This window comes from Bacillus sp. FSL K6-2839 (assembly GCF_038003365.1).
In the GTDB taxonomy this organism is placed as follows: domain Bacteria; phylum Bacillota; class Bacilli; order Bacillales; family Bacillaceae; genus Bacillus.
Window position 1 is genome coordinate 603,018 of sequence record NZ_JBBOOZ010000002.1, and the last position, 18,203, is coordinate 621,220.

Below are 18,203 nucleotides of genomic sequence, written 5' to 3' on the forward strand. Positions count from 1 at the left end.
AATGCAGCGCCTAGGCTGCATTTTTTTTGTATCCATCGATTAAGCGTTTTGACCTTTTTTGATCCATTCTGCTACATTGACCGTACGTTTTGCCTGATGTTTTGCAGCAGCTTCTGCATCCTCTTGGATCTTTCCATTTTGGTCAACAGTGACACTCACGCCGTAAGGGTTGCCCCCTGCACCGTATAATGAGTCATCTGTGTATCCAGGAGCGGCAATAATCGCTCCCCAGTGGAACATCGTTGTGTAAAGGCTAAGAATGGTCTGTTCCTGCCCGCCATTTGGGTTTTGTGCAGAGGTCATCGCACTCACTGCTTTGTTTGCCAATTTTCCTTGGAACCATAAGCCGCCAGTTGTATCTAAGAATTGCTTCATTTGAGCCGGTAAGTTACCGAAACGTGTCGGCATGCTAAAGATGATGGCATCTGCCCACTCTAAATCACTTAATTGAACCTCTGGGACATCCTTTGTTTCGTCTAAGTGTGCTTTCCATGCTGGATTTGATGCCACAACTGATTCTGGTGCCAATTCAGCAACCTTTAATACCTTCACTTCTGCGCCAGCTTCTTTCGCTCCAGCTTCAGCCCATTTTGCCATCTGATAGTTTGTACCTGTTGAACTATAATAAATAATCGCTAATTTTACGTTTTCCATTTGTGCCATCTCCTTTTGTTTGGTTTGCCCAAAAAGCTTCTGTAAAAATCCCACCTGTATTCCCCACCTTCATTAAAATTGACGACGATACCATAATGCCGCAGCATCGACTTCTTCTCTCGTTAGCTGATGTCCGCGATTTTCCCAATGAAGCGTAACTGAAGCGCCTGCGCCTTGCAGCAACTGCTCGAGCTCCTGTGATTCCTCTGGACGGCACATTGGGTCATTTTTACCAGCTGCTATAAAGACTTGTTTCCCCGCTAATGAAGGCAATGAAACCCCGCGTCTTGGGATCATTGGATGATGCAGGATAGCTCCTTTTAACGCATCCTCGTAATGGAATAAAAGACTTCCAGCAATGTTTGCCCCATTAGAATATCCGATAGCCACCACATTGTGACGATCGAACCCATATTCATCTGCTGCTTCTCCGATAAATGTATATAGTTCCTCTGTACGCTCAATTAAATCCTGCTCATCAAATACACCCTCTGCCAAACGCCTGAAAAAGCGCGGCATACCGTTTTCCAACACATTTCCTCTCACACTAAGAACGGATGCGTCAGCATCTACTAAATCGGCAAGCGGCAATAAATCTTCTTCCGTCCCGCCAGTACCATGCAGTAATAACAAAACAGGTCTTTGTTCATTCTTTCCTTTTCGAAAAAGATGCTTCATCATGAATCTCCTTTCCCTTTAATCTCTCTCACTTCTATTGGCAGCACAATTTGTTCAATCTGACTGCGCTGCGCCTCATATTGCGGTGGCAGTTTCAATGCTTCACCCATTGTTTCCACTGATTCATCGTGTGCAAACCCTGGAGGATCAGTCGCAATTTCAAATAATATGCCGCCAAGCTCTCTAAAATAAATAGCATTGAAGTAATTTCGATCTTGCACAGGTGTCACTTGATACCCGCTTTGCGCAATATGTCTTTGCCAATCTAATTGATCCTGATCATCTGTCGCTCTCCATGCAATATGATGCACAACCCCAACACCCATACGTCCGCGTGCAACAGGTGTCTTGTTCACATCAATCACATTGCCTATCTCACCAAACGAACGGAATCTCACATAGTCCTCTTCTGCTCCAACTCGTTCAAAACCCATTGTTTGTTCTAGCAGCTGCATCGTTTGCTCCGGCTGTGATGTTAACAAAACAGCTCCGCCAAATCCTTTTATCGCGACATCTGGTGTGACCCCGTTAAAAGTCCACTCATTTTGTTTTCCCTCCGCACGTTCTACTAGCTCAATCAACAAGCCGTGTGGATCTTCAAATGAGAGAAAGGCTTCATCAAAACGTTCAACCATTTCATAAGAAATATCAAACTGCTCAAGACGTTCCTTCCAGAAAGAGAAAGCGCCTGGCGGTACGACATATGTCGTCACGCCCACTTGACCTGCGCCAATTTGTCCCTTTTGTGCACCTGGCCATGGGAAAAACGTGATAATCGTCCCCGGAGATCCTCCTTCATTTCCAAAATATAAATGGTACGTACCCGGATCATCAAAATTCACGGTCTTCTTCACGAGACGAAGTCCTAAAACACCTGCATAAAAATCAACGTTCTCCTGAGGATGCCCTACAATTGCTGTGATATGGTGAATTCCTTCTGTTTTCTTCACTTCTAATGACCTCCTCATCATGAAGTACAAGCCTCTATTCATTATGTCTTTACTGACGCCTTTATATTATCTCGAATTCGAGATATTAAATCAAAAAAATATATTTATCTCGAATTAAGGATATGATGTTTTTAAATAAATGTCAACGGTTTTTGTTTTCCCTTTTAAAAAAGCAGGTCTGCTTTTTACATAACAGACCTGCTCTTCCTTGATTATTGCAGTAATTTTTTCTTTTTTAAATAGGCTTTCGCAACCTGAAATGCATCCTTACCTTTCACATTTACTTCATAATTCATTTCTCTCATCTCATCATCTGTGATTTGACCACCAAGCTTATTGAGAGAGGTCTCGATCTCAGGGAACTCAGTTAATGTCTCCTGTCTTAGAAGCGGTGCTCCTTGATATGGCGGGAAAACATGCTGATCATCATCAAGCACCTTTAATTTGTATTCCCTCAATTCACTGTCTGTCGAATACGCATCGACTAAATTGATATCTCCTTTTTGAATCGCTCGATACCGAAGCTTCGGTTCCATCGTCACCACATCGTCAAAGGAAAATTGATAGGTCTTTTGAATACCTAGATACCCATCCTGTCGATCAGAAAATTCCAACGTGAAGCCAGCCTTTATGCGATTCTTGATCTTGCCTAGATCTGAAATATTGGATACATCATATTGATCAGCCAGCGACTGAGGCACGGCTAAAGCATACGTATTGTTGTAAGCCATCGGCTCAAGAAGGCGGAGCTGAAATGATGATTCCAATCCACGCCGCGCTTGCTCATACACTTTTTCTTTATCTGTGCTTTTCGCTGTTTGTTTGAGGAACTCAGAAATCGCAGTACCGGTAAACTCAGGATAAATATCAATATCACCAGACCGTAAAGCTTGAAAAACAAAGGACGTCTTGCCAAGACCAGGCTTAAGATTGACTTGAATATCCGTATCCTGTTCAATTAAAAGCTTATACATCGAGATCAGGATTTCAGGCTCTGATCCTAACTTTCCACCGATGGTGATTTCTTTCTTTTCTTGTTGAAACAGTAATGGGCCCGCGACAACTGCTCCTGCAATCACAGCAAAAACCGTCACAGAGATCACAGTCTTTTTAAAAGAGATTTTCTCAAAAGTGCGCAGCACCACATCAAATAAGAGTGCGAGTAAGGCAGCTGGTATAGCGCCAATGACAATGAGCGACATATCATTTCGATCAATTCCCAGCAAAATCAGACTTCCTAACCCCCCAGCTCCGATCAATGCGGCAAGAGTGGCAGTACCCACAATGAGAACCATCCCAGTTCGGATACCTGCCATGATGACTGGCATGGCCAAAGGCAGCTCCACCTTTAATAACCGTTTGCGGTGATTCATTCCCATGGCAAGCGCCGCTTCTCTCAGGGAAGGGTCGACCTCCTGAATGCCTGTATATGTATTTCTTAAAATAGGGAGTAAGGCATAGACGACAAGTGCAATAATGGCAGGCACTTGCCCAATCCCAACGAGAGGAATCAACAAGCCAAGCAGCGCAAGCGACGGAATTGTTTGCAAAACAGCCGTCACCCCAATCACCCACTCTGCAAGCTTTGGCACCCTCGTTAAATAGATACCTAATGGAATGGCAATCAAAATCGCTAAAAATAAAGCAATAAAAGAAATTTGAATATGCTCAAGTAAGGCGTGTCCCAATTGTTCTTTTCGGTCCAATAACACACTGATCCAATCATTCATGTGACTCGCCCCTCTCTCTAGGAGAATCAGCTAAAAACTGAATCACCGCTTGACGATTCACTAGTCCAATTCGCTCCCCATCCTTTTCAACAGCCAATTCCTCATGCTTTGCCAATTGGGATAAGACATCATCCAGCGTGGCATGGGCTGTGATCGCTTCATAGCCTAAAAGAGCCTCATGAGCCATTGGTCTAGCCATGGCCTCTAGCTCAAACGCTTGATGCTCCACATGGCGAGCAGCCCCTGACACAAACTCCCGAACAAAGGCATTGACTGGGTGTTGAACCAATTCCTCTGGACGACCAATCTGCACCACTTTCCCTTCCTTCATGATACAAATTCGATCACCAAGCCTCATCGCTTCCTGCATATCATGCGTCACGAAGACAATGGTCTTTTGAATACGGCGCTGCAAATCAAGCAGATCATCCTGCAATTTCTCCCTCGTTAGTGGATCTAACGCACTAAAGGGTTCATCCATCAGGACAATCTCAGGATCAGCTGCAAGTGCACGTGCCACACCGACACGCTGCTGCTGTCCACCAGATAGCTCTGATGGCTTTCGATGTCGATACATAGCAGGATCAAGCCCAACCATCTGCATCAATTCATCCACCCGCTTATTGGTCTTTTTCCGGCTCCACTGTTTGAGCTCTGGCACCACGGCGATATTTTCTTCAATGGTCATATGAGGAAAAAGAGCAATTTGCTGCAGAACATACCCAATATCCCAGCGCAGCTCATACATATCATAATCATTTATTTTTTGACCTTTTATGTAAATCTCACCTTCTGTAGAAGAAATGAGACGATTGATCATTTTCAATGTCGTCGTTTTCCCGCTTCCACTAGGTCCAATAAATACAAAAAATTCACCTTTCTGAATCTCTAAATCAACCGATTGAACGGCATAGCGCTCATCAGAAAATTGCATCGATACCTTCTTAAATTCAATCATCTTCCCACGCCCTGACTGCAATTATTTTCTAGACTATCAATATGACAGATTGACCCCGTATTTGTATAGAACAAACTGTCACTTTCTCTCTCTTTTACATACTTCCCCTAGGATGCCCGCCAAAAACAGCTCTAGCCAATTCGGATGAGATTCTTAGTGAGACAAATAAAAAAAGCGAAGAGCTCGAGGCTCTCCGCTTTTAAGTCAACGACTTACTCACCAGTAACGTATGGAAGTAATGCCATTTGACGTGATTTTTTAATCGCTAATGTCAATTTACGTTGATACTTAGCGCTAGTTCCTGTTACACGACGAGGTAAAATTTTACCACGCTCAGAAACAAACTTTCTAAGAAGATCAACATCTTTGTAATCGATGTGCGTGATACCGTTAGAAGTAAAGAAACATACCTTACGACGTTTCGCACGACCGCCTCTGCGTCCACCTGCCATTTGTTTTCACACCTTTCCTTTAGTCAATTTTTCAGATCAATTAGAATGGCAAATCATCATCGGAGATGTCAATCGGTTTACCATCATTCGCAAATGGGTCATCATTGAAGCTATTTCCCTGATTACGATTTTGTTGGTTGCTCTGATTGCCATATGGATTTTGATTTGGTTCATTTCCGAATGGATTCTGATCGTTTTGGCTACCGCCATAATACTGGCCTCCGCTATTGCCACCGCCGCTGTATCCACCTGAACCAGCACCGCCGCTCTTAGGCTCAAGAAATTGAACACTTTCAGCTTGAACCTCTGTCACGAAGACACGCTGTCCTTGCTGATTTTCATAGTTTCTTGTCTGCAAACGACCGTCTACACCGGCAAGACTTCCTTTTTTCAAGAAATTAGCCACGTTCTCGGCTTGTCTTCTCCAAGTAACACAGTTAATGAAATCGGCTTCACGCTCTCCAGATTGATTCGTAAACGTACGATTCACAGCTAGAGTAAACGTGGCTACAGCCGCACCATTAGGCGTGTAGCGAAGCTCAGGGTCTTTTGTTAGTCTTCCGACCAATACAACACGGTTTAGCATATTGAAAGACCACCTTTAAATATATATTTCAATGATTTATACTTCTTCTTTAACAACAATGTGGCGAATGATATCGTCACTGATCTTAGCTAAGCGGTCAAATTCTTGAACTGCTGCAGCGTCAGATTGAACGTTTACGATTTGGTAGAAGCCTTCACGGAAATCGTTGATTTCGTATGCAAGACGACGTTTACCCCAATCCTTTGTTCCAGTGATCTCCGCACCGTTAGAAGTTAACACGTTATTGAAACGCTCGATAACTGCTTTTTTAGCCTCATCGTCAACTGTTGGGCGGATGATGTACATAACTTCGTACTTTCTCATCTGATTGCACCTCCTTTTGGTCTAAGCGGCCCTAAACGGGCAAGGAGCAATAAATTATATTACTCACAATTGTATATTATAACAAATTACTTGGCCTATGACAAGAACCTATACATTAAAACGGAAATGAATGACGTCTCCATCTTTCACTACATATTCTTTACCTTCTAGACGGACTTTTCCAGCCTCTTTTGCAGCAGACATGCTTCCGCCAGCAAGTAAATCCTCATATGCAACCGTTTCAGCACGAATAAATCCACGCTCGAAGTCTGTATGAATGATTCCAGCACATTCCGGTGCCTTCATTCCTTTTTTAAACGTCCAAGCGCGTACTTCCTGCTCACCTGCTGTGAAATAAGTAGCTAAGCCAAGAAGCGAATAAGATGCTTGAATCAGCTGATCTAGACCTGACTCTTTGATGCCAAGCTCTTCAAGGAACATCTGCTTCTCTTCTCCTTCAAGCTCTGCAATTTCAGACTCGATCTTCGCACAAACGATGATGACTTCAGCGTTTTCACCAGAAGCAAACTCACGGATTTGCTGCACATATTCGTTGCCGTCATGATCCGCTACTTCATCCTCACTCACATTTGCTACATAAAGAACTGGTTTAGATGTGAGTAGATGAAGCTGTTTCACAAGCTTCTGCTGCTCATCTGTAAATTCTACAGATCTTGCCGATTTCCCAGCTTCAAATGCGTCCATTAGCTTCGACAAAATATCAAATTCAGCTACCGCTTCCTTATCCTTTTGTTTTGCAAGCTTACTCACACGAGCCAAACGCTTTTCAACTGTTTCTAAATCAGCCAAAATTAATTCTAAATTAATGGTTTCGATATCTGACACAGGGTCAACCTTACCTGATACGTGTGTGATGTTATCATCTGCAAAAGCTCTCACCACGTGACAGATCGCATCTACTTGACGAATGTGAGAAAGGAATTTATTCCCTAAACCTTCACCTTTAGAAGCCCCTTTGACAATACCGGCAATATCTGTGAATTCAAAAGCAGTCGGAACTGTCTTTTTCGGCTGCACCAATTCTGTTAGTTTTTGCAAACGCTCGTCTGGAACTTCTACAATTCCGACGTTTGGATCAATGGTACAAAACGGATAGTTAGCAGACTCCGCTCCAGCCTGTGTAATTGCATTAAATAGCGTTGACTTCCCGACGTTAGGTAAGCCAACAATACCAGCTGTTAAAGCCATTCTTTCATCTCCTCTATATCAAACGTGCTCGTTATACTGCGTAATATGAACCTAGAGCAATTATAAGTAGGTTTACATGAAAAGACAAGCTAACCGTTATGCATTATCAATAGAAGAAACATTGCCAAAAAGGATTAATCAGTGCTTTAAAACGCGAATTTACACCTGCTTCTTCTATACAAAAGACGAATTTCATCAAAAAAGCATGAGGCCTACTTAAGCAGTTGGCTCCTCATGCTTGACGAGAATTTTCTTCATTTTTCGTTCAAAGTCTCTTCTTGGGATCATCACGCTGTGCCCGCAGCCTTCACATTTAATGCGAATATCCATGCCCAATCGAATAACTTTCCACCGATTGACACCACATGGATGGGGTTTCTTCATTTCAACGACGTCATGTAACCCAAACGCTTTGTCTGCCATCAGCCTTCACCTCTCTTGCTCACTTCATTGAATCTATTGTACAAAAAAACGGCGATGAAGAGCAATGTACAAAACAAAGAACCTCTTTCAATCATTCATCCTATTCTTTTTTATAGAAAAAACCCTTCTTTTAGATCATTTTATTTGTGACCAATAGTTACTTAAACTCCGCTTTTTTTCAATATTGTCACAAACACTGTAGGTCAAAAGGTTTTTATTGGTAGAACGCTGTGGTTTTTCCATATTTTTTGATTTATGATATCTGCATAAATGTTATGTGAGGGAGCAGGTACGATGGTCAATCGAAAGGATAGATTAACTGATAAAGAATATAAAATCATATCCGATCATGCTGGAAACATAGACAATTACCAGCAGCACCATACGATAGAAATAGGTCAGCAAACGCTCACTGTCCATGATTTTCTCAAGGTCGATCATCAATTATATGGTTTAACGATGCAGCCGGAACAATCAGACGAGTTCATCGTCGCTTTTCACTGTCCGCAGCCAAATCAAATGCCGGTGACCTCGCCACAAGATGTACACACCGCGGCACAGTCATTGCTCAAAACGGATTATGCCTATCCCATTGAAAGGAAGTCCCTTGATGGCAATCAAGATCATGTCTTTTTTAAAGGAAAGGAATACATAGAGCAAGTCTGTCAGCAGCATCCAAATGCAGGTATCTATCTCACTGGACAAGCCCTTGCCGGTGCTGTTTGTGCTTATGTTGCAACAGAACAGCCAGCTGTCAAAAAAGCCGTCACCTTTGATAGCCCAAATATATGGAGCAGTCTGTCGCCTGCGATTCAGCAGAAAGCACAGCAAGGTCAATACACACGGATATTGACTGAATATATTCAACCTAGTCATTATGTAGGTTTACTCAATCGTCATGATCATGGGGTTGGTCAAGTCAAGTATACTGTACCGCCACGGCAGCAAGACGCCGTCCAAGAACTCGTTAAATACAAAAAAAGAGAAATTGACACCTTTTTAAAATCAGCATTTGCTTCTATGAATATAGAATGGAACGAATCCTTTGATACAAATGCTTTTTTAGCTCTTATTTCTGGGAGTTACAAAGTAAATGGGTATTCATTCCACACAGATGGGTCTGCCCGTATTTTAGATGAACAGCTTGATCATAATACAAGTTTTACAGCCATGCTGTTGCAAGAAATCCATTCTGGACGTGCATATGCACAAAGCGGCCTTGAAATTATCATAAAATCCCATTTACTGAAAAATTCATCCTACGATCTCCAAAGTGTGATTGAACATGAAGTACACACTATATTTGAGAAAATCGATGGGATCGATGAAAGTGTAAAAGACGCCGTCCAGCATGTAAAACAGGAGCTCAAAGGACTCGTCGGCTTTGGTCACTATGATTTACTAAGTCCTAGTGATGTGGAAGCACTAGTAGAGGAAGTGAGGATGGAACAACATCATTCCTCCTTTTATTCACACGAAAAACAGCTGAATGCCTTGTACACCCTGAGAGATTACGAACAAGAACTTTCTACCCTTTCAAGACATATGTACACAATGGGTGATGACTACGCCAAGGCAGATAGACGCCTTGCGATGCAAATGGGTATTCATTAAGAAAGGAGTCATCGCATGATCAATCAAAATAAACCTCCTAGTGACGCCCAGCGTTTCTTGCAAAATGTGAGTGCCCGCCGCTCCATGTCTGTATTTGAAAATCAATCGGCACCGCAAACACAGACGCAGTCCCCCGAAGAAATGGCCGCAATTAGAGCCATACGCAGAGAAGGACAGCGAAAGGATCTAAAACGGCTGCTCAAAATGCGGCTTCATGACGAATTAGCAAACACTCGCGTGCACTTGGAGTATCAATTGTCTAAAACAGAAGACATGATCAACCAGACGACCATTGTCAAACAACACATCTCCCAGCATTTAAAGGGACAAGCCATTTCAGAATTAGAGGAACGACTTCAGCGTCTCAAGCAAATGCCAGTCTATGATGATATCAAAGACGCCATTGATTCTATTCGGATAAAATAAGCACCGCTCTGACAAAGAGAGGTGCTTATTTTATTTTATCAATATAATTTTTAGAGCGAGAAAATATCTTTTTACTTAAAATCGGATATAGCATTAAACAGACAAGCAAATAAAGATTCAGCAAACTATATATCGGATACAAGAAAGCAATCAAATCGGCAAACCCAAGAGATGTTAAAGGCGCCATCAAAAGAAGCATCACCAGCACAACCAGCCAGCGAGGCAAGGGTACAAAAGAGAGCATCCGGCTGGATAGACCAAATAAACCTGCAGCTGTCGTCGTATAAATAGCTAGACAAAGGACAACCGTCATAAACACAAACAATGATGTCGGTGCTCCTTCTAATACTGTAAACAAAGGAATGCCTTCTGGTGATAGACTCCCAGAAATATCAACCAGTATTTCGTTATACACGTACGAGATGACCCCAAAAATCAGGCCGCTTAATATACTCGCCACTTTGGCCTCTCCAAGCCCCTTCATTTCTTTCCCAACCGAAGACAGCACTGCCACCACAGATAATATATTCAAAGAGGCAAAGACAATGCTGGCAGGCCAATTGTACTGCTGCCCAAAATCAATCCGCCACATATGATCATGGTTCATATAATAAAAAACAAACGCATAGATGAGCCCCGCCACCAAAATTGGTATAATGAAAGCATTCACAGATAAGAGCCCTTTCACATCCCAGAAAAAAATCATAAATGAAAACAGACAAAATGCACCGATGCCAATCCAAAATGGTACATGATACATCTCGAGTGTCACCCCGCCACCGGCAATCATGACTGTCGTTGTCGTGAATAAATAAAGGACAATTAAAACGTCATACACTTTAGCCAGCCATGGACCGACAAGCCGCTCTAGCACTGGCACAAAGTGATCGGCACGTACCTCATAACTAATTTTCAACACCACATAGGTAGACAGCATAAACATCAATGTAAACAGTAGAATGGCTAGTCCGCTATCAATGCCAAAAAACTGCCAAATTTCTTGGCCGGAAGCATACCCCGCTCCTATTAAGCTTCCTAAAATTAAAAGCGTCCACCTTGAACCAGCCTTCCACACAATCATCACCTCATAGGTATAGAATTAAGCTTGTTTCCGTATACTGTTACTAACTACTATGACAAGGAAGTGAGACCTATGAATAGCAAGAACGGTCTTTTTTTTAGAAATAGGGTGAAAGAATACGTGTCCCATACGGATACAAATGCCATTCAACAGCTTAAAAGTATTTTATTCTCGCATCTTCAGAAAGCAGGAAAAAGACCCGTTGCCATCGTTTGTATTGGAACAGACCGCTCAACTGGCGACTCTCTAGGTCCACTTGTTGGTACAAAGCTTTCAGGTCTGGATTTGAAAAAGCTTCATGTATATGGAACGCTCTCTGACCCAGTTCATGCGGTCAATTTAAAAGAAAAGCTCGCTGAAATTGAACAAGCTCATAAACATCCGTTTATTGTAGCAATTGATGCCTGTTTAGGAAGAGTGAAAAGTGTAGGCTCCTTCCAAATTGGAGATGGCCCGTTAAAGCCTGGGGCGGGTGTACAAAAGGATCTGCCAGAGGTAGGAGATATTCATATTAATGGAATCGTCAATGTGAGCGGTTTTATGGAATACTTCGTTCTCCAAAACACACGTCTTCATCTTGTCATGTCTATGGCCAATACACTTTCTGAAAGTCTATCTCACATTGATCAAATGGATTGGACAAGAGAAAAAAATCGGTCCCTTTTCGCTCCTATTCAAAATATCACCGGCAGAATATAAAAAAGACCATCTCGTATCAAGATGGTCACTCTGATGATTCTCTCGTAGAAAGCAATTCGAGGATTCTTTCTAAATCTTCGTTGGAGAGAAATTCAATCTCAATTTTTCCTTTTTTCTTCTGTTTCTTGATCGTCACTGAAGTGCCAAAGTAGTTTTGTAAGAAAGACTCTCTTTCTTTCAACACTCGATCCTTTGGTGCTTCTTTTTTCTTTGTTTCACGTGGAACATTTTCGTTTAACTGCTGAACAAGTTTCTCAACCTGGCGTACGTTTAACCCCTCATCCACGATTTTCTTTACCAATGGCGCTAGCTTATTTTTGTTTTTCAAGCTAAGCAATGTTCTTCCATGTCCCATCGACAACGTTCCATCTTCAATCAGCTTTTGTACTTCATCCGGTAAAGTCAAAAGACGAAGATGGTTCGCAATATGCGGTCTGCTCTTCCCTAATCGCTTCGCTAATTCCTCTTGCGTCACACTGAGGTGATCTAGCAAGGAAGCATAGGCTTCCGCTTCTTCTAATGGAGATAAATCCTCGCGCTGCAGGTTTTCTAAAAGGGCAATCTCTCTCATCAGCGTTTCTGAAAATTCTCTGACGATCGCAGGAATCGTTGTCAGACCAGCTTGTTGTGCTGCACGGAAACGGCGTTCGCCTGCTACAATGTCATATCCTTTAATCGATTTACGGACAATGATCGGTTGTAAAACTCCGTGCTGCTGAATTGATTCTTTCAGATCAGACAATGCATCATCATCAAACGTTTTCCTTGGCTGATACGGGTTCGGACGCAAATCCTTTATTTTGATTTCTTCGACCGTTTCTTCATTTGAGTCTACATGGTTAAATAGTGCATTAATACCCTTTCCAAGACCTTTAGCCATTCGCATCCACTTCCTTTGCTAAGTCTAAATAGACATCTGCACCTCGTGAACGTGGATCATACAAGATAATCGGTTTCCCATGACTAGGCGCTTCACTCAGTCTCACATTTCGCGGAATTACGGTCTGATAGACTTTATCTCTAAAGTATTTCTTCACTTCTTCGATGACCTGAATCCCAAGATTTGTTCGTGCATCAAGCATTGTCAGCAAGACACCTTCAATGGCAAGATCAGTATTTAAATGTTTCTGCACGAGACGAACTGTGTTTAACAATTGGCTCAATCCTTCAAGCGCATAATATTCACACTGTACCGGAATTAAAACGGAATCGGATGCTGTTAACGCATTAATCGTCAGTAATCCGAGTGATGGCGGGCAGTCAATAATCATATAATCATAATTTTGCTTAACAGATTCAAGTGCTCTCTTCAATCTCACTTCACGTGAAATCGTAGGCACAAGCTCTATTTCAGCCCCTGCAAGCTGTATCGTCGCAGGAATGACATCAAGATTTTCGACCTCTGTCGTCTTAATCACATCAAGGACATCTGCATCATCAACTAAAATATCATACACACACTTCTCTACGTCGGCCTTCTCAATCCCAATACCACTCGTGGCATTGCCCTGCGGATCAATATCAACTAACAACACTCGTTTACCTATGTATGCTAAACACGCACTCAAATTAACAGAAGTTGTCGTCTTCCCGACGCCGCCCTTCTGGTTGGTAATCGCTATGATTTTTCCCACGATGTCACCCACTTTCAACTTAACAAGTTTCTCATTTTATTCATACTTCCTATTCTATCAAAAAAAGTATGAAACGTTTGCTTTTTTTGTTTCTCCATTATATATTCGTCAGCAAATGTCTATTTTCGTACATGAAAGGACGAACCAAAACGCATTAAAAAATATATCAATATATCTTTTTGGTGGAAAAGACAAACATAAAAAACCCTCACTTTCATCAAAAGTGAGGGGCACATGTCAAAAATGTAATCCACCAATTTTACGGCCTTCGTTCACAATGACTTTAGGAGTCACTGTATGATAGCTTCTCTTTTTTAAGAATCCGTAGGGGGTTTTAATGGTATATGTCGCATGTCCCAAAGCGTCACCTGTTTTGGCATAGGCCTGCCACACAATCTTTGAACAATACGTCGGATCGAGTGATTGAATTGACAGGGTGATGGAGTATCGAGCCTTTGGATGAGTTTTCACATAATCGTGCGCCCATTCCCCTGCCAGGTCTGCTGTTTCCTCTTGATTAATTCGAATTACCTTTGTATTGGCATTATAGCGAAACCAGTTAAGAATGGAATCAAGCTGAGGATGCTGTCGAAACCCTGGAATAGAAGCAAAGCTTTTCTCATTAATGACGATACCTGCATGTCCAACGATACCCTTCAAAGCATCAGTACTTGTCACCAATATATCTCCTTTTTTAGGCATAATATCGGTACCAGGATACGGCTTTCCTAAAAGGTGCTTGATGGTGTGCGGCTTTTCATCCGTTACCAACTCATCCTGCTTGTTTTGTTGTAAGCCATAGTCCTTCAAATCATCCTCAGCTGAAATCAAGTCAATTGTGTCGTCCTGAGACTCATGCTCATGATTTAATTGCTGTAAAGTGACCTCCTTAGAAACAACACCTTGTTTCTTCAGAACGTTCAGTTCTTTTTTGGCCAGCGGGCTTTCTTCTGCAGGAGCCGTTGGCGAATTCACAGCAAATATGGTTGTTACATTTGTAAAAAGAGAAAAAGAAAATAGTAAATAACAAATAATAACAAATTTCGTCTTTTTCATTTTCATCGAGTCATGTCACCTCCTTTCTTCTATGAAAATCATATTTTACCAATTTATGAATAATAAGTAAATATGATGTGGAACCAATAAAAAAAGCTGACGAGTAGCTCTCATCAGCTTTTTTCTATTTAGGAATCCGAATCGTTAATTGGATATATTCCTCAAACTCTTCTTCCTCGGTATTTATTTTAAGCCCGCTGTCTTCTACCATATGGAGAGACTGACGAATGGTATTCATCGCAATTCGTGTATCACGACTAAACGCCTTACGTTTTGGCTTCGGTTTGCGATCTGTTTTTTGTTCAAGCATTTTCACTACACGCTCTTCAGTCTGTTTTACATTCAGCTGCTTTTCGATGATTTCCTGTAATAGCGCGATTTGTAATTCTGGAAGCTTTAGGGGTACAAGTGAACGTGCATGCCTTTCAGAGATTTTTTTCTCTAAAATGGCCTGTTGTACCTCTTCGGGCAACTTTAAAAGTCTTAATTTGTTTGCAACAGTTGATTGTCCCTTGCCTAAACGCTGAGCAAGCGCCTCCTGTGTTAAATCATGAAGCTCTAAAAGACGTGCATAAGCATGAGCCTCTTCAATAGCAGACAGCTCTTCCCTTTGCAAATTTTCAATCAAAGCCACAGATGCCGTTTCCGTATCAGTAAAGTCTTTTATAATAGCGGGGATTTTCTCCCATTGAAGAGTCTGTACCGCTCTCCAACGTCTTTCGCCGGCGATCAGTTCATATTTACCTTCTTCTTCTGTTGGTCTGACAACAATAGGTTGGATAATGCCATGGGTATGAATCGTCGTGGCCAGCTCATGTATCTTTTCTTCTGAAAAAATGGTGCGTGGCTGAAAACGGTTTGGCATAATTGTGTCGACCGGGAGCTCCTGTATCTCTTCCTTTAATGTATCATGCTCAGCAATCTCTGCCTCTATTTCGGTTTCACGCTCAGGATGTTCTTTGTCACCAAGCCCGAAGAAGCGTGAGAGTGAATGCTTCATGAACCTACACCACCTTTAAAAACTACCTTTTTATAATTCTATTTTCTCATGTTTTTTCCTTCTGTAAAATCTTAAATATTGAAGAAAAACCGACCTTTTACATGATCAACCTTCTATTGGTGATTTATTAGGTGTTCCTGGTTTTCTAGGATATTTTTTTGGTGTTTGCTTTTTCTTTTCAATGACAATGATGTTCCGTTCGCTTTCTTCTAAAGGAAGAACAAAGGAATGCTTTTCAACAACCTCTCCTCCGAGGACAGTAACAGCTTTTTTCCCTGCTTGCATTTCTTCATCAGCGGCAGATGCTTTTAATGCAACAAACAATCCTTCCTTTTTTACAAGGGGCAGACATAGTTCGCTCAAGACGGATAAACGCGCAACCGCTCTAGCAGTGACAAGATCATAGCTTTCACGCTTTTCCTTACGTTGTCCAAACGTCTCCGCACGATCATGATAAAAAGTAGTATCTTGTAAGTTTAACCCTTTTGCTAACTCATTGAGAAACGTAATTCGTTTCTGAAGAGAATCAACAATGGTTACATGTAGATGAGGGAAGCAAATTTTAAGAGGAATGCTTGGGAAACCAGCACCAGCTCCAATATCGCAAATCGTCGTCACTTTGTGAAAATCAATAAAAAATGCTGCTGAAATTGAATCATAAAAATGCTTTAAATACACTTCTTCCTTTTCAGTAATGGACGTTAAATTCATTTTCTCGTTCCATTCTACAAGCATGCGGAAGTAAGTTTCAAATTGTTCAAGCTGCACAGGAGAAAGAGTCATCCCTTTCTCCTCTAGTGCTGCTGTAAATTGTTCAATGTTCATGCCGACATCCTTTCTATTCTGCTATCTTCGCAATACGTCCCTGCTCTAAATATACTAAAAGGATAGAAATATCAGCAGGGTTAACGCCTGAAATACGAGAAGCCTGTGCAACAGAAAGCGGTCGGACTTCTTTCAGCTTTTGTTTCGCTTCAGTTGCAATCCCTTTGATGGCATCATAATCAATACGATCAGGAATCTTTTTGTTCTCCATCTTTTTCAGCTTTTCAACTTGTTGGAGTGACTTTTCAATATATCCTTCGTATTTAATTTGAATCTCTACCTGTTCACACACATCAGAAGGAAGTGGTGTTTCAGCAGGAGCTAACGTCACAACAGATTCATAGTTCATTTCTGGACGCTTCATCAAATCACTTGCACGAATACCGTCCTTCAGCTCACTTCCACCAAGTGAACGAATAAATTCTTGTGTCTCTGCTGTAGGTTTGATGATGACAGAATATAAACGTTTTTTCTCTGCTTCAATGGCTTCTTTTTTCTGCTGGAATGTCTGGAATCTTTCTTGAGAAATTAATCCAATATGATAGCCAAGTTCAGTTAATCTTAAATCCGCATTGTCATGACGAAGAAGCAAACGATACTCTGCACGGGATGTTAAAAGACGGTAAGGTTCATTTGTTCCCTTTGTGACAAGGTCATCAATGAGAACACCGATATATGCATCAGATCGGCTTAAAATGACTTCTTCTTTACCCAATGCTTTTCTTCCTGCATTAATACCTGCCATAATTCCTTGACCTGCTGCTTCCTCATAGCCAGACGTACCATTAATTTGGCCGGCTGTATATAATCCAGAAATTTTCTTCGTCTCAAGTGTAGGCCACAACTGAGTAGGCACAATTGCATCATACTCAATGGCATAACCCGCTCTCATCATTTGTACATTTTCGAGCCCTGGGATGGTGGAAAGCATGCGCTGCTGTACATCCTCTGGAAGACTTGTAGATAACCCTTGAACATACACTTCCTGCGTATTACGACCTTCTGGCTCTAAGAAAATTTGATGTCTCGGTTTGTCATTGAAACGAACCACTTTATCTTCAATGGAAGGGCAGTATCTAGGGCCAGTTCCTTTAATCATACCTGAATACATTGGAGAACGGTGAAGATTCTCATCAATAATTTGATGTGTTTCTAAACTCGTATATGTTAACCAGCATGGCAGTTGGTCTGTAATATATTCAACCGTTTCATAGGAGAACGCCCGCGGAACATCATCACCTGGTTGAATTTCTGTTTTACTATAGTCAATCGAGTGACTATTCACTCGAGGAGGTGTTCCTGTTTTAAAGCGAACCAAATCGAATCCTAACTCTGCTAGGTGATCCGATAATTTGATTGATGGCTGCTGGTTATTAGGACCACTTGAATACGATAGATCCCCTAAAATAATGCGGCCTTTTAAGAAAGTCCCAGTCGTTAATACAACAGACTTCGCACGATAGTTTGCTCCTGTTTGGGTAACGACACCTTTACATTCATCATCTTCTACAATTAAATGATCCACCATACCTTGAAGCATTGTCAGGTTCGGTTCATTTTCCATTGTTTTTTTCATTTCATGCTGATATTGGAACTTATCTGCTTGCGCTCTTAACGCACGGACAGCAGGTCCTTTCCCCGTATTCAGCATGCGCATTTGGATATGCGTCTTATCTATATTTCGTGCCATTTCTCCGCCCAGTGCATCAATTTCTCTAACGACAATCCCTTTTGCAGGACCGCCTACGGACGGATTACATGGCATAAAAGCAACCATATCGAGGTTGATAGTCAATACAAGTGTTTTGGCGCCCTGTCTTGCAGAAGCAAGAGCAGCCTCAACCCCAGCATGACCGGCACCCACGACGATTACGTCATAATTGCCAGCTTCATAACCCATTTCT

20 protein-coding genes are annotated in these 18,203 nt (G+C 41.8%); 3 read left to right on the forward strand and 17 right to left on the reverse strand.

What is annotated here, in order from left to right:
• Positions 1–39 precede the first annotated feature (39 nt).
• From wrbA to MHH26_RS17185, 10 genes are all read right to left on the reverse strand, one after another.
• A complete protein-coding gene (gene wrbA / locus MHH26_RS17140) occupies positions 40–654 on the reverse strand; it encodes an NAD(P)H:quinone oxidoreductase (RefSeq protein ID WP_189318274.1) in 615 nt (204 codons plus the stop codon).
• A 72-nt stretch (positions 655–726) separates the two neighbouring features.
• A complete protein-coding gene (locus MHH26_RS17145; RefSeq protein WP_307500628.1) occupies positions 727–1,335 on the reverse strand; it encodes an alpha/beta hydrolase in 609 nt (202 codons plus the stop codon).
• A complete protein-coding gene (locus MHH26_RS17150) occupies positions 1,332–2,303 on the reverse strand; it encodes a ring-cleaving dioxygenase (protein ID WP_045210176.1) in 972 nt (323 codons plus the stop codon). The genes MHH26_RS17145 and MHH26_RS17150 overlap by 4 nt, the downstream gene beginning before the upstream one ends.
• 191 nt (positions 2,304–2,494) lie before the next feature.
• Entirely contained in the window at positions 2,495–4,012 is a 1,518-nt protein-coding gene (locus MHH26_RS17155) for an ABC transporter permease/substrate-binding protein (protein ID WP_307500629.1), read from the reverse strand.
• The gene (locus MHH26_RS17160; protein WP_307500630.1) at positions 4,005–4,970 is read right to left on the reverse strand and encodes an ABC transporter ATP-binding protein; all 966 of its coding nucleotides are present in this window, start codon (positions 4,968–4,970) and stop codon (positions 4,005–4,007) included. Before MHH26_RS17160 ends, MHH26_RS17155 begins: the two co-directional genes overlap by 8 nt.
• 212 nt (positions 4,971–5,182) lie before the next feature.
• Positions 5,183–5,422: a 30S ribosomal protein S18 gene (gene rpsR / locus MHH26_RS17165; RefSeq protein WP_008347556.1), complete on the reverse strand. Its 240-nt coding sequence runs from the start codon at positions 5,420–5,422 to the stop codon at positions 5,183–5,185.
• A gap of 40 nt (positions 5,423–5,462) precedes the next feature.
• A complete protein-coding gene (ssbA, locus tag MHH26_RS17170; RefSeq protein WP_034660649.1) occupies positions 5,463–6,008 on the reverse strand; it encodes a single-stranded DNA-binding protein SsbA in 546 nt (181 codons plus the stop codon).
• Positions 6,009–6,044: 36 nt separating this feature from the next.
• Positions 6,045–6,332, reverse strand: coding sequence for a 30S ribosomal protein S6 (gene rpsF / locus MHH26_RS17175; protein WP_003215073.1), 288 nt, complete (start codon positions 6,330–6,332; stop codon positions 6,045–6,047).
• Positions 6,333–6,440: 108 nt separating this feature from the next.
• A complete protein-coding gene (ychF, locus tag MHH26_RS17180; RefSeq protein ID WP_334750669.1) occupies positions 6,441–7,541 on the reverse strand; it encodes a redox-regulated ATPase YchF in 1,101 nt (366 codons plus the stop codon).
• A gap of 216 nt (positions 7,542–7,757) precedes the next feature.
• A complete protein-coding gene (locus MHH26_RS17185) occupies positions 7,758–7,964 on the reverse strand; it encodes a DUF951 domain-containing protein (RefSeq protein WP_012011910.1) in 207 nt (68 codons plus the stop codon).
• Between the two features lie 294 nt (positions 7,965–8,258).
• On the opposite strand from MHH26_RS17185, the gene MHH26_RS17190 reads away from it, so the two are divergent.
• Both MHH26_RS17190 and MHH26_RS17195 read left to right on the forward strand, forming a co-directional pair.
• Entirely contained in the window at positions 8,259–9,578 is a 1,320-nt protein-coding gene (locus MHH26_RS17190; RefSeq protein ID WP_340974212.1) for a hydrolase, read from the forward strand.
• A 15-nt stretch (positions 9,579–9,593) separates the two neighbouring features.
• Positions 9,594–10,004 (forward strand): hypothetical protein, encoded by a 411-nt coding sequence (locus tag MHH26_RS17195; protein WP_340974214.1) that lies wholly within the window; start codon positions 9,594–9,596, stop codon positions 10,002–10,004.
• A 25-nt stretch (positions 10,005–10,029) separates the two neighbouring features.
• Here MHH26_RS17195 and MHH26_RS17200 read toward each other — a convergent pair whose 3' ends face one another.
• Positions 10,030–11,085, reverse strand: coding sequence for a YkvI family membrane protein (locus MHH26_RS17200; protein ID WP_307500633.1), 1,056 nt, complete (start codon positions 11,083–11,085; stop codon positions 10,030–10,032).
• Between the two features lie 72 nt (positions 11,086–11,157).
• Between MHH26_RS17200 and yyaC the strand changes: the two genes are divergently transcribed.
• Positions 11,158–11,784, forward strand: a complete 627-nt coding sequence (gene yyaC / locus MHH26_RS17205; protein ID WP_334750670.1) for a spore protease YyaC — start codon at positions 11,158–11,160, stop codon at positions 11,782–11,784.
• A gap of 25 nt (positions 11,785–11,809) precedes the next feature.
• Here yyaC and MHH26_RS17210 read toward each other — a convergent pair whose 3' ends face one another.
• From MHH26_RS17210 to mnmG, 6 genes are all read right to left on the reverse strand, one after another.
• Complete coding sequence (locus MHH26_RS17210; protein WP_282067633.1) at positions 11,810–12,664, reverse strand: ParB/RepB/Spo0J family partition protein; 855 nt, start codon at positions 12,662–12,664, stop codon at positions 11,810–11,812.
• The gene (gene soj, locus MHH26_RS17215) at positions 12,657–13,418 is read right to left on the reverse strand and encodes a sporulation initiation inhibitor protein Soj (protein WP_034620351.1); all 762 of its coding nucleotides are present in this window, start codon (positions 13,416–13,418) and stop codon (positions 12,657–12,659) included. Before soj ends, MHH26_RS17210 begins: the two co-directional genes overlap by 8 nt.
• Positions 13,419–13,655: 237 nt before the next feature.
• Complete coding sequence (locus MHH26_RS17220) at positions 13,656–14,480, reverse strand: orthopoxovirus pf05708 family protein (protein ID WP_340974216.1); 825 nt, start codon at positions 14,478–14,480, stop codon at positions 13,656–13,658.
• Between the two features lie 118 nt (positions 14,481–14,598).
• Entirely contained in the window at positions 14,599–15,474 is an 876-nt protein-coding gene (gene noc, locus MHH26_RS17225; protein ID WP_034660661.1) for a nucleoid occlusion protein, read from the reverse strand.
• Positions 15,475–15,579: 105 nt separating this feature from the next.
• Positions 15,580–16,299 (reverse strand): 16S rRNA (guanine(527)-N(7))-methyltransferase RsmG, encoded by a 720-nt coding sequence (gene rsmG / locus MHH26_RS17230; protein ID WP_034660662.1) that lies wholly within the window; start codon positions 16,297–16,299, stop codon positions 15,580–15,582.
• Positions 16,300–16,312: 13 nt separating this feature from the next.
• Positions 16,313–18,199: a tRNA uridine-5-carboxymethylaminomethyl(34) synthesis enzyme MnmG gene (mnmG, locus tag MHH26_RS17235; RefSeq protein WP_066031461.1), complete on the reverse strand. Its 1,887-nt coding sequence runs from the start codon at positions 18,197–18,199 to the stop codon at positions 16,313–16,315.
• Positions 18,200–18,203 lie beyond the last annotated feature (4 nt).

What these genes read in the sequence shown, in the direction of transcription:
- MHH26_RS17195 (WP_340974214.1), top strand. Translation starts at nt 9,594, where the DNA reads ATGATCAATCAAAATAAACCTCCTAGTGACGCCCAGCGTTTCTTGCAA.
- ychF (WP_334750669.1), bottom strand. Translation starts at nt 7,541, where the DNA reads ATGGCTTTAACAGCTGGTATTGTTGGCTTACCTAACGTCGGGAAGTCA.
- mnmG (WP_066031461.1), bottom strand. Translation starts at nt 18,199, where the DNA reads ATGGGTTATGAAGCTGGCAATTATGACGTAATCGTCGTGGGTGCCGGT.
- MHH26_RS17160 (WP_307500630.1), bottom strand. Translation starts at nt 4,970, where the DNA reads ATGATTGAATTTAAGAAGGTATCGATGCAATTTTCTGATGAGCGCTAT.
- rpsR (WP_008347556.1), bottom strand. Translation starts at nt 5,422, where the DNA reads ATGGCAGGTGGACGCAGAGGCGGTCGTGCGAAACGTCGTAAGGTATGT.
- MHH26_RS17145 (WP_307500628.1), bottom strand. Translation starts at nt 1,335, where the DNA reads ATGATGAAGCATCTTTTTCGAAAAGGAAAGAATGAACAAAGACCTGTT.
- MHH26_RS17155 (WP_307500629.1), bottom strand. Translation starts at nt 4,012, where the DNA reads ATGAATGATTGGATCAGTGTGTTATTGGACCGAAAAGAACAATTGGGA.
- rpsF (WP_003215073.1), bottom strand. Translation starts at nt 6,332, where the DNA reads ATGAGAAAGTACGAAGTTATGTACATCATCCGCCCAACAGTTGACGAT.
- MHH26_RS17190 (WP_340974212.1), top strand. Translation starts at nt 8,259, where the DNA reads ATGGTCAATCGAAAGGATAGATTAACTGATAAAGAATATAAAATCATA.
- ssbA (WP_034660649.1), bottom strand. Translation starts at nt 6,008, where the DNA reads ATGCTAAACCGTGTTGTATTGGTCGGAAGACTAACAAAAGACCCTGAG.
- MHH26_RS17200 (WP_307500633.1), bottom strand. Translation starts at nt 11,085, where the DNA reads ATGATTGTGTGGAAGGCTGGTTCAAGGTGGACGCTTTTAATTTTAGGA.
- MHH26_RS17185 (WP_012011910.1), bottom strand. Translation starts at nt 7,964, where the DNA reads ATGGCAGACAAAGCGTTTGGGTTACATGACGTCGTTGAAATGAAGAAA.
- MHH26_RS17220 (WP_340974216.1), bottom strand. Translation starts at nt 14,480, where the DNA reads ATGAAAATGAAAAAGACGAAATTTGTTATTATTTGTTATTTACTATTT.
- yyaC (WP_334750670.1), top strand. Translation starts at nt 11,158, where the DNA reads ATGAATAGCAAGAACGGTCTTTTTTTTAGAAATAGGGTGAAAGAATAC.
- wrbA (WP_189318274.1), bottom strand. Translation starts at nt 654, where the DNA reads ATGGAAAACGTAAAATTAGCGATTATTTATTATAGTTCAACAGGTACA.
- MHH26_RS17150 (WP_045210176.1), bottom strand. Translation starts at nt 2,303, where the DNA reads ATGATGAGGAGGTCATTAGAAGTGAAGAAAACAGAAGGAATTCACCAT.
- rsmG (WP_034660662.1), bottom strand. Translation starts at nt 16,299, where the DNA reads ATGAACATTGAACAATTTACAGCAGCACTAGAGGAGAAAGGGATGACT.
- MHH26_RS17210 (WP_282067633.1), bottom strand. Translation starts at nt 12,664, where the DNA reads ATGGCTAAAGGTCTTGGAAAGGGTATTAATGCACTATTTAACCATGTA.
- noc (WP_034660661.1), bottom strand. Translation starts at nt 15,474, where the DNA reads ATGAAGCATTCACTCTCACGCTTCTTCGGGCTTGGTGACAAAGAACAT.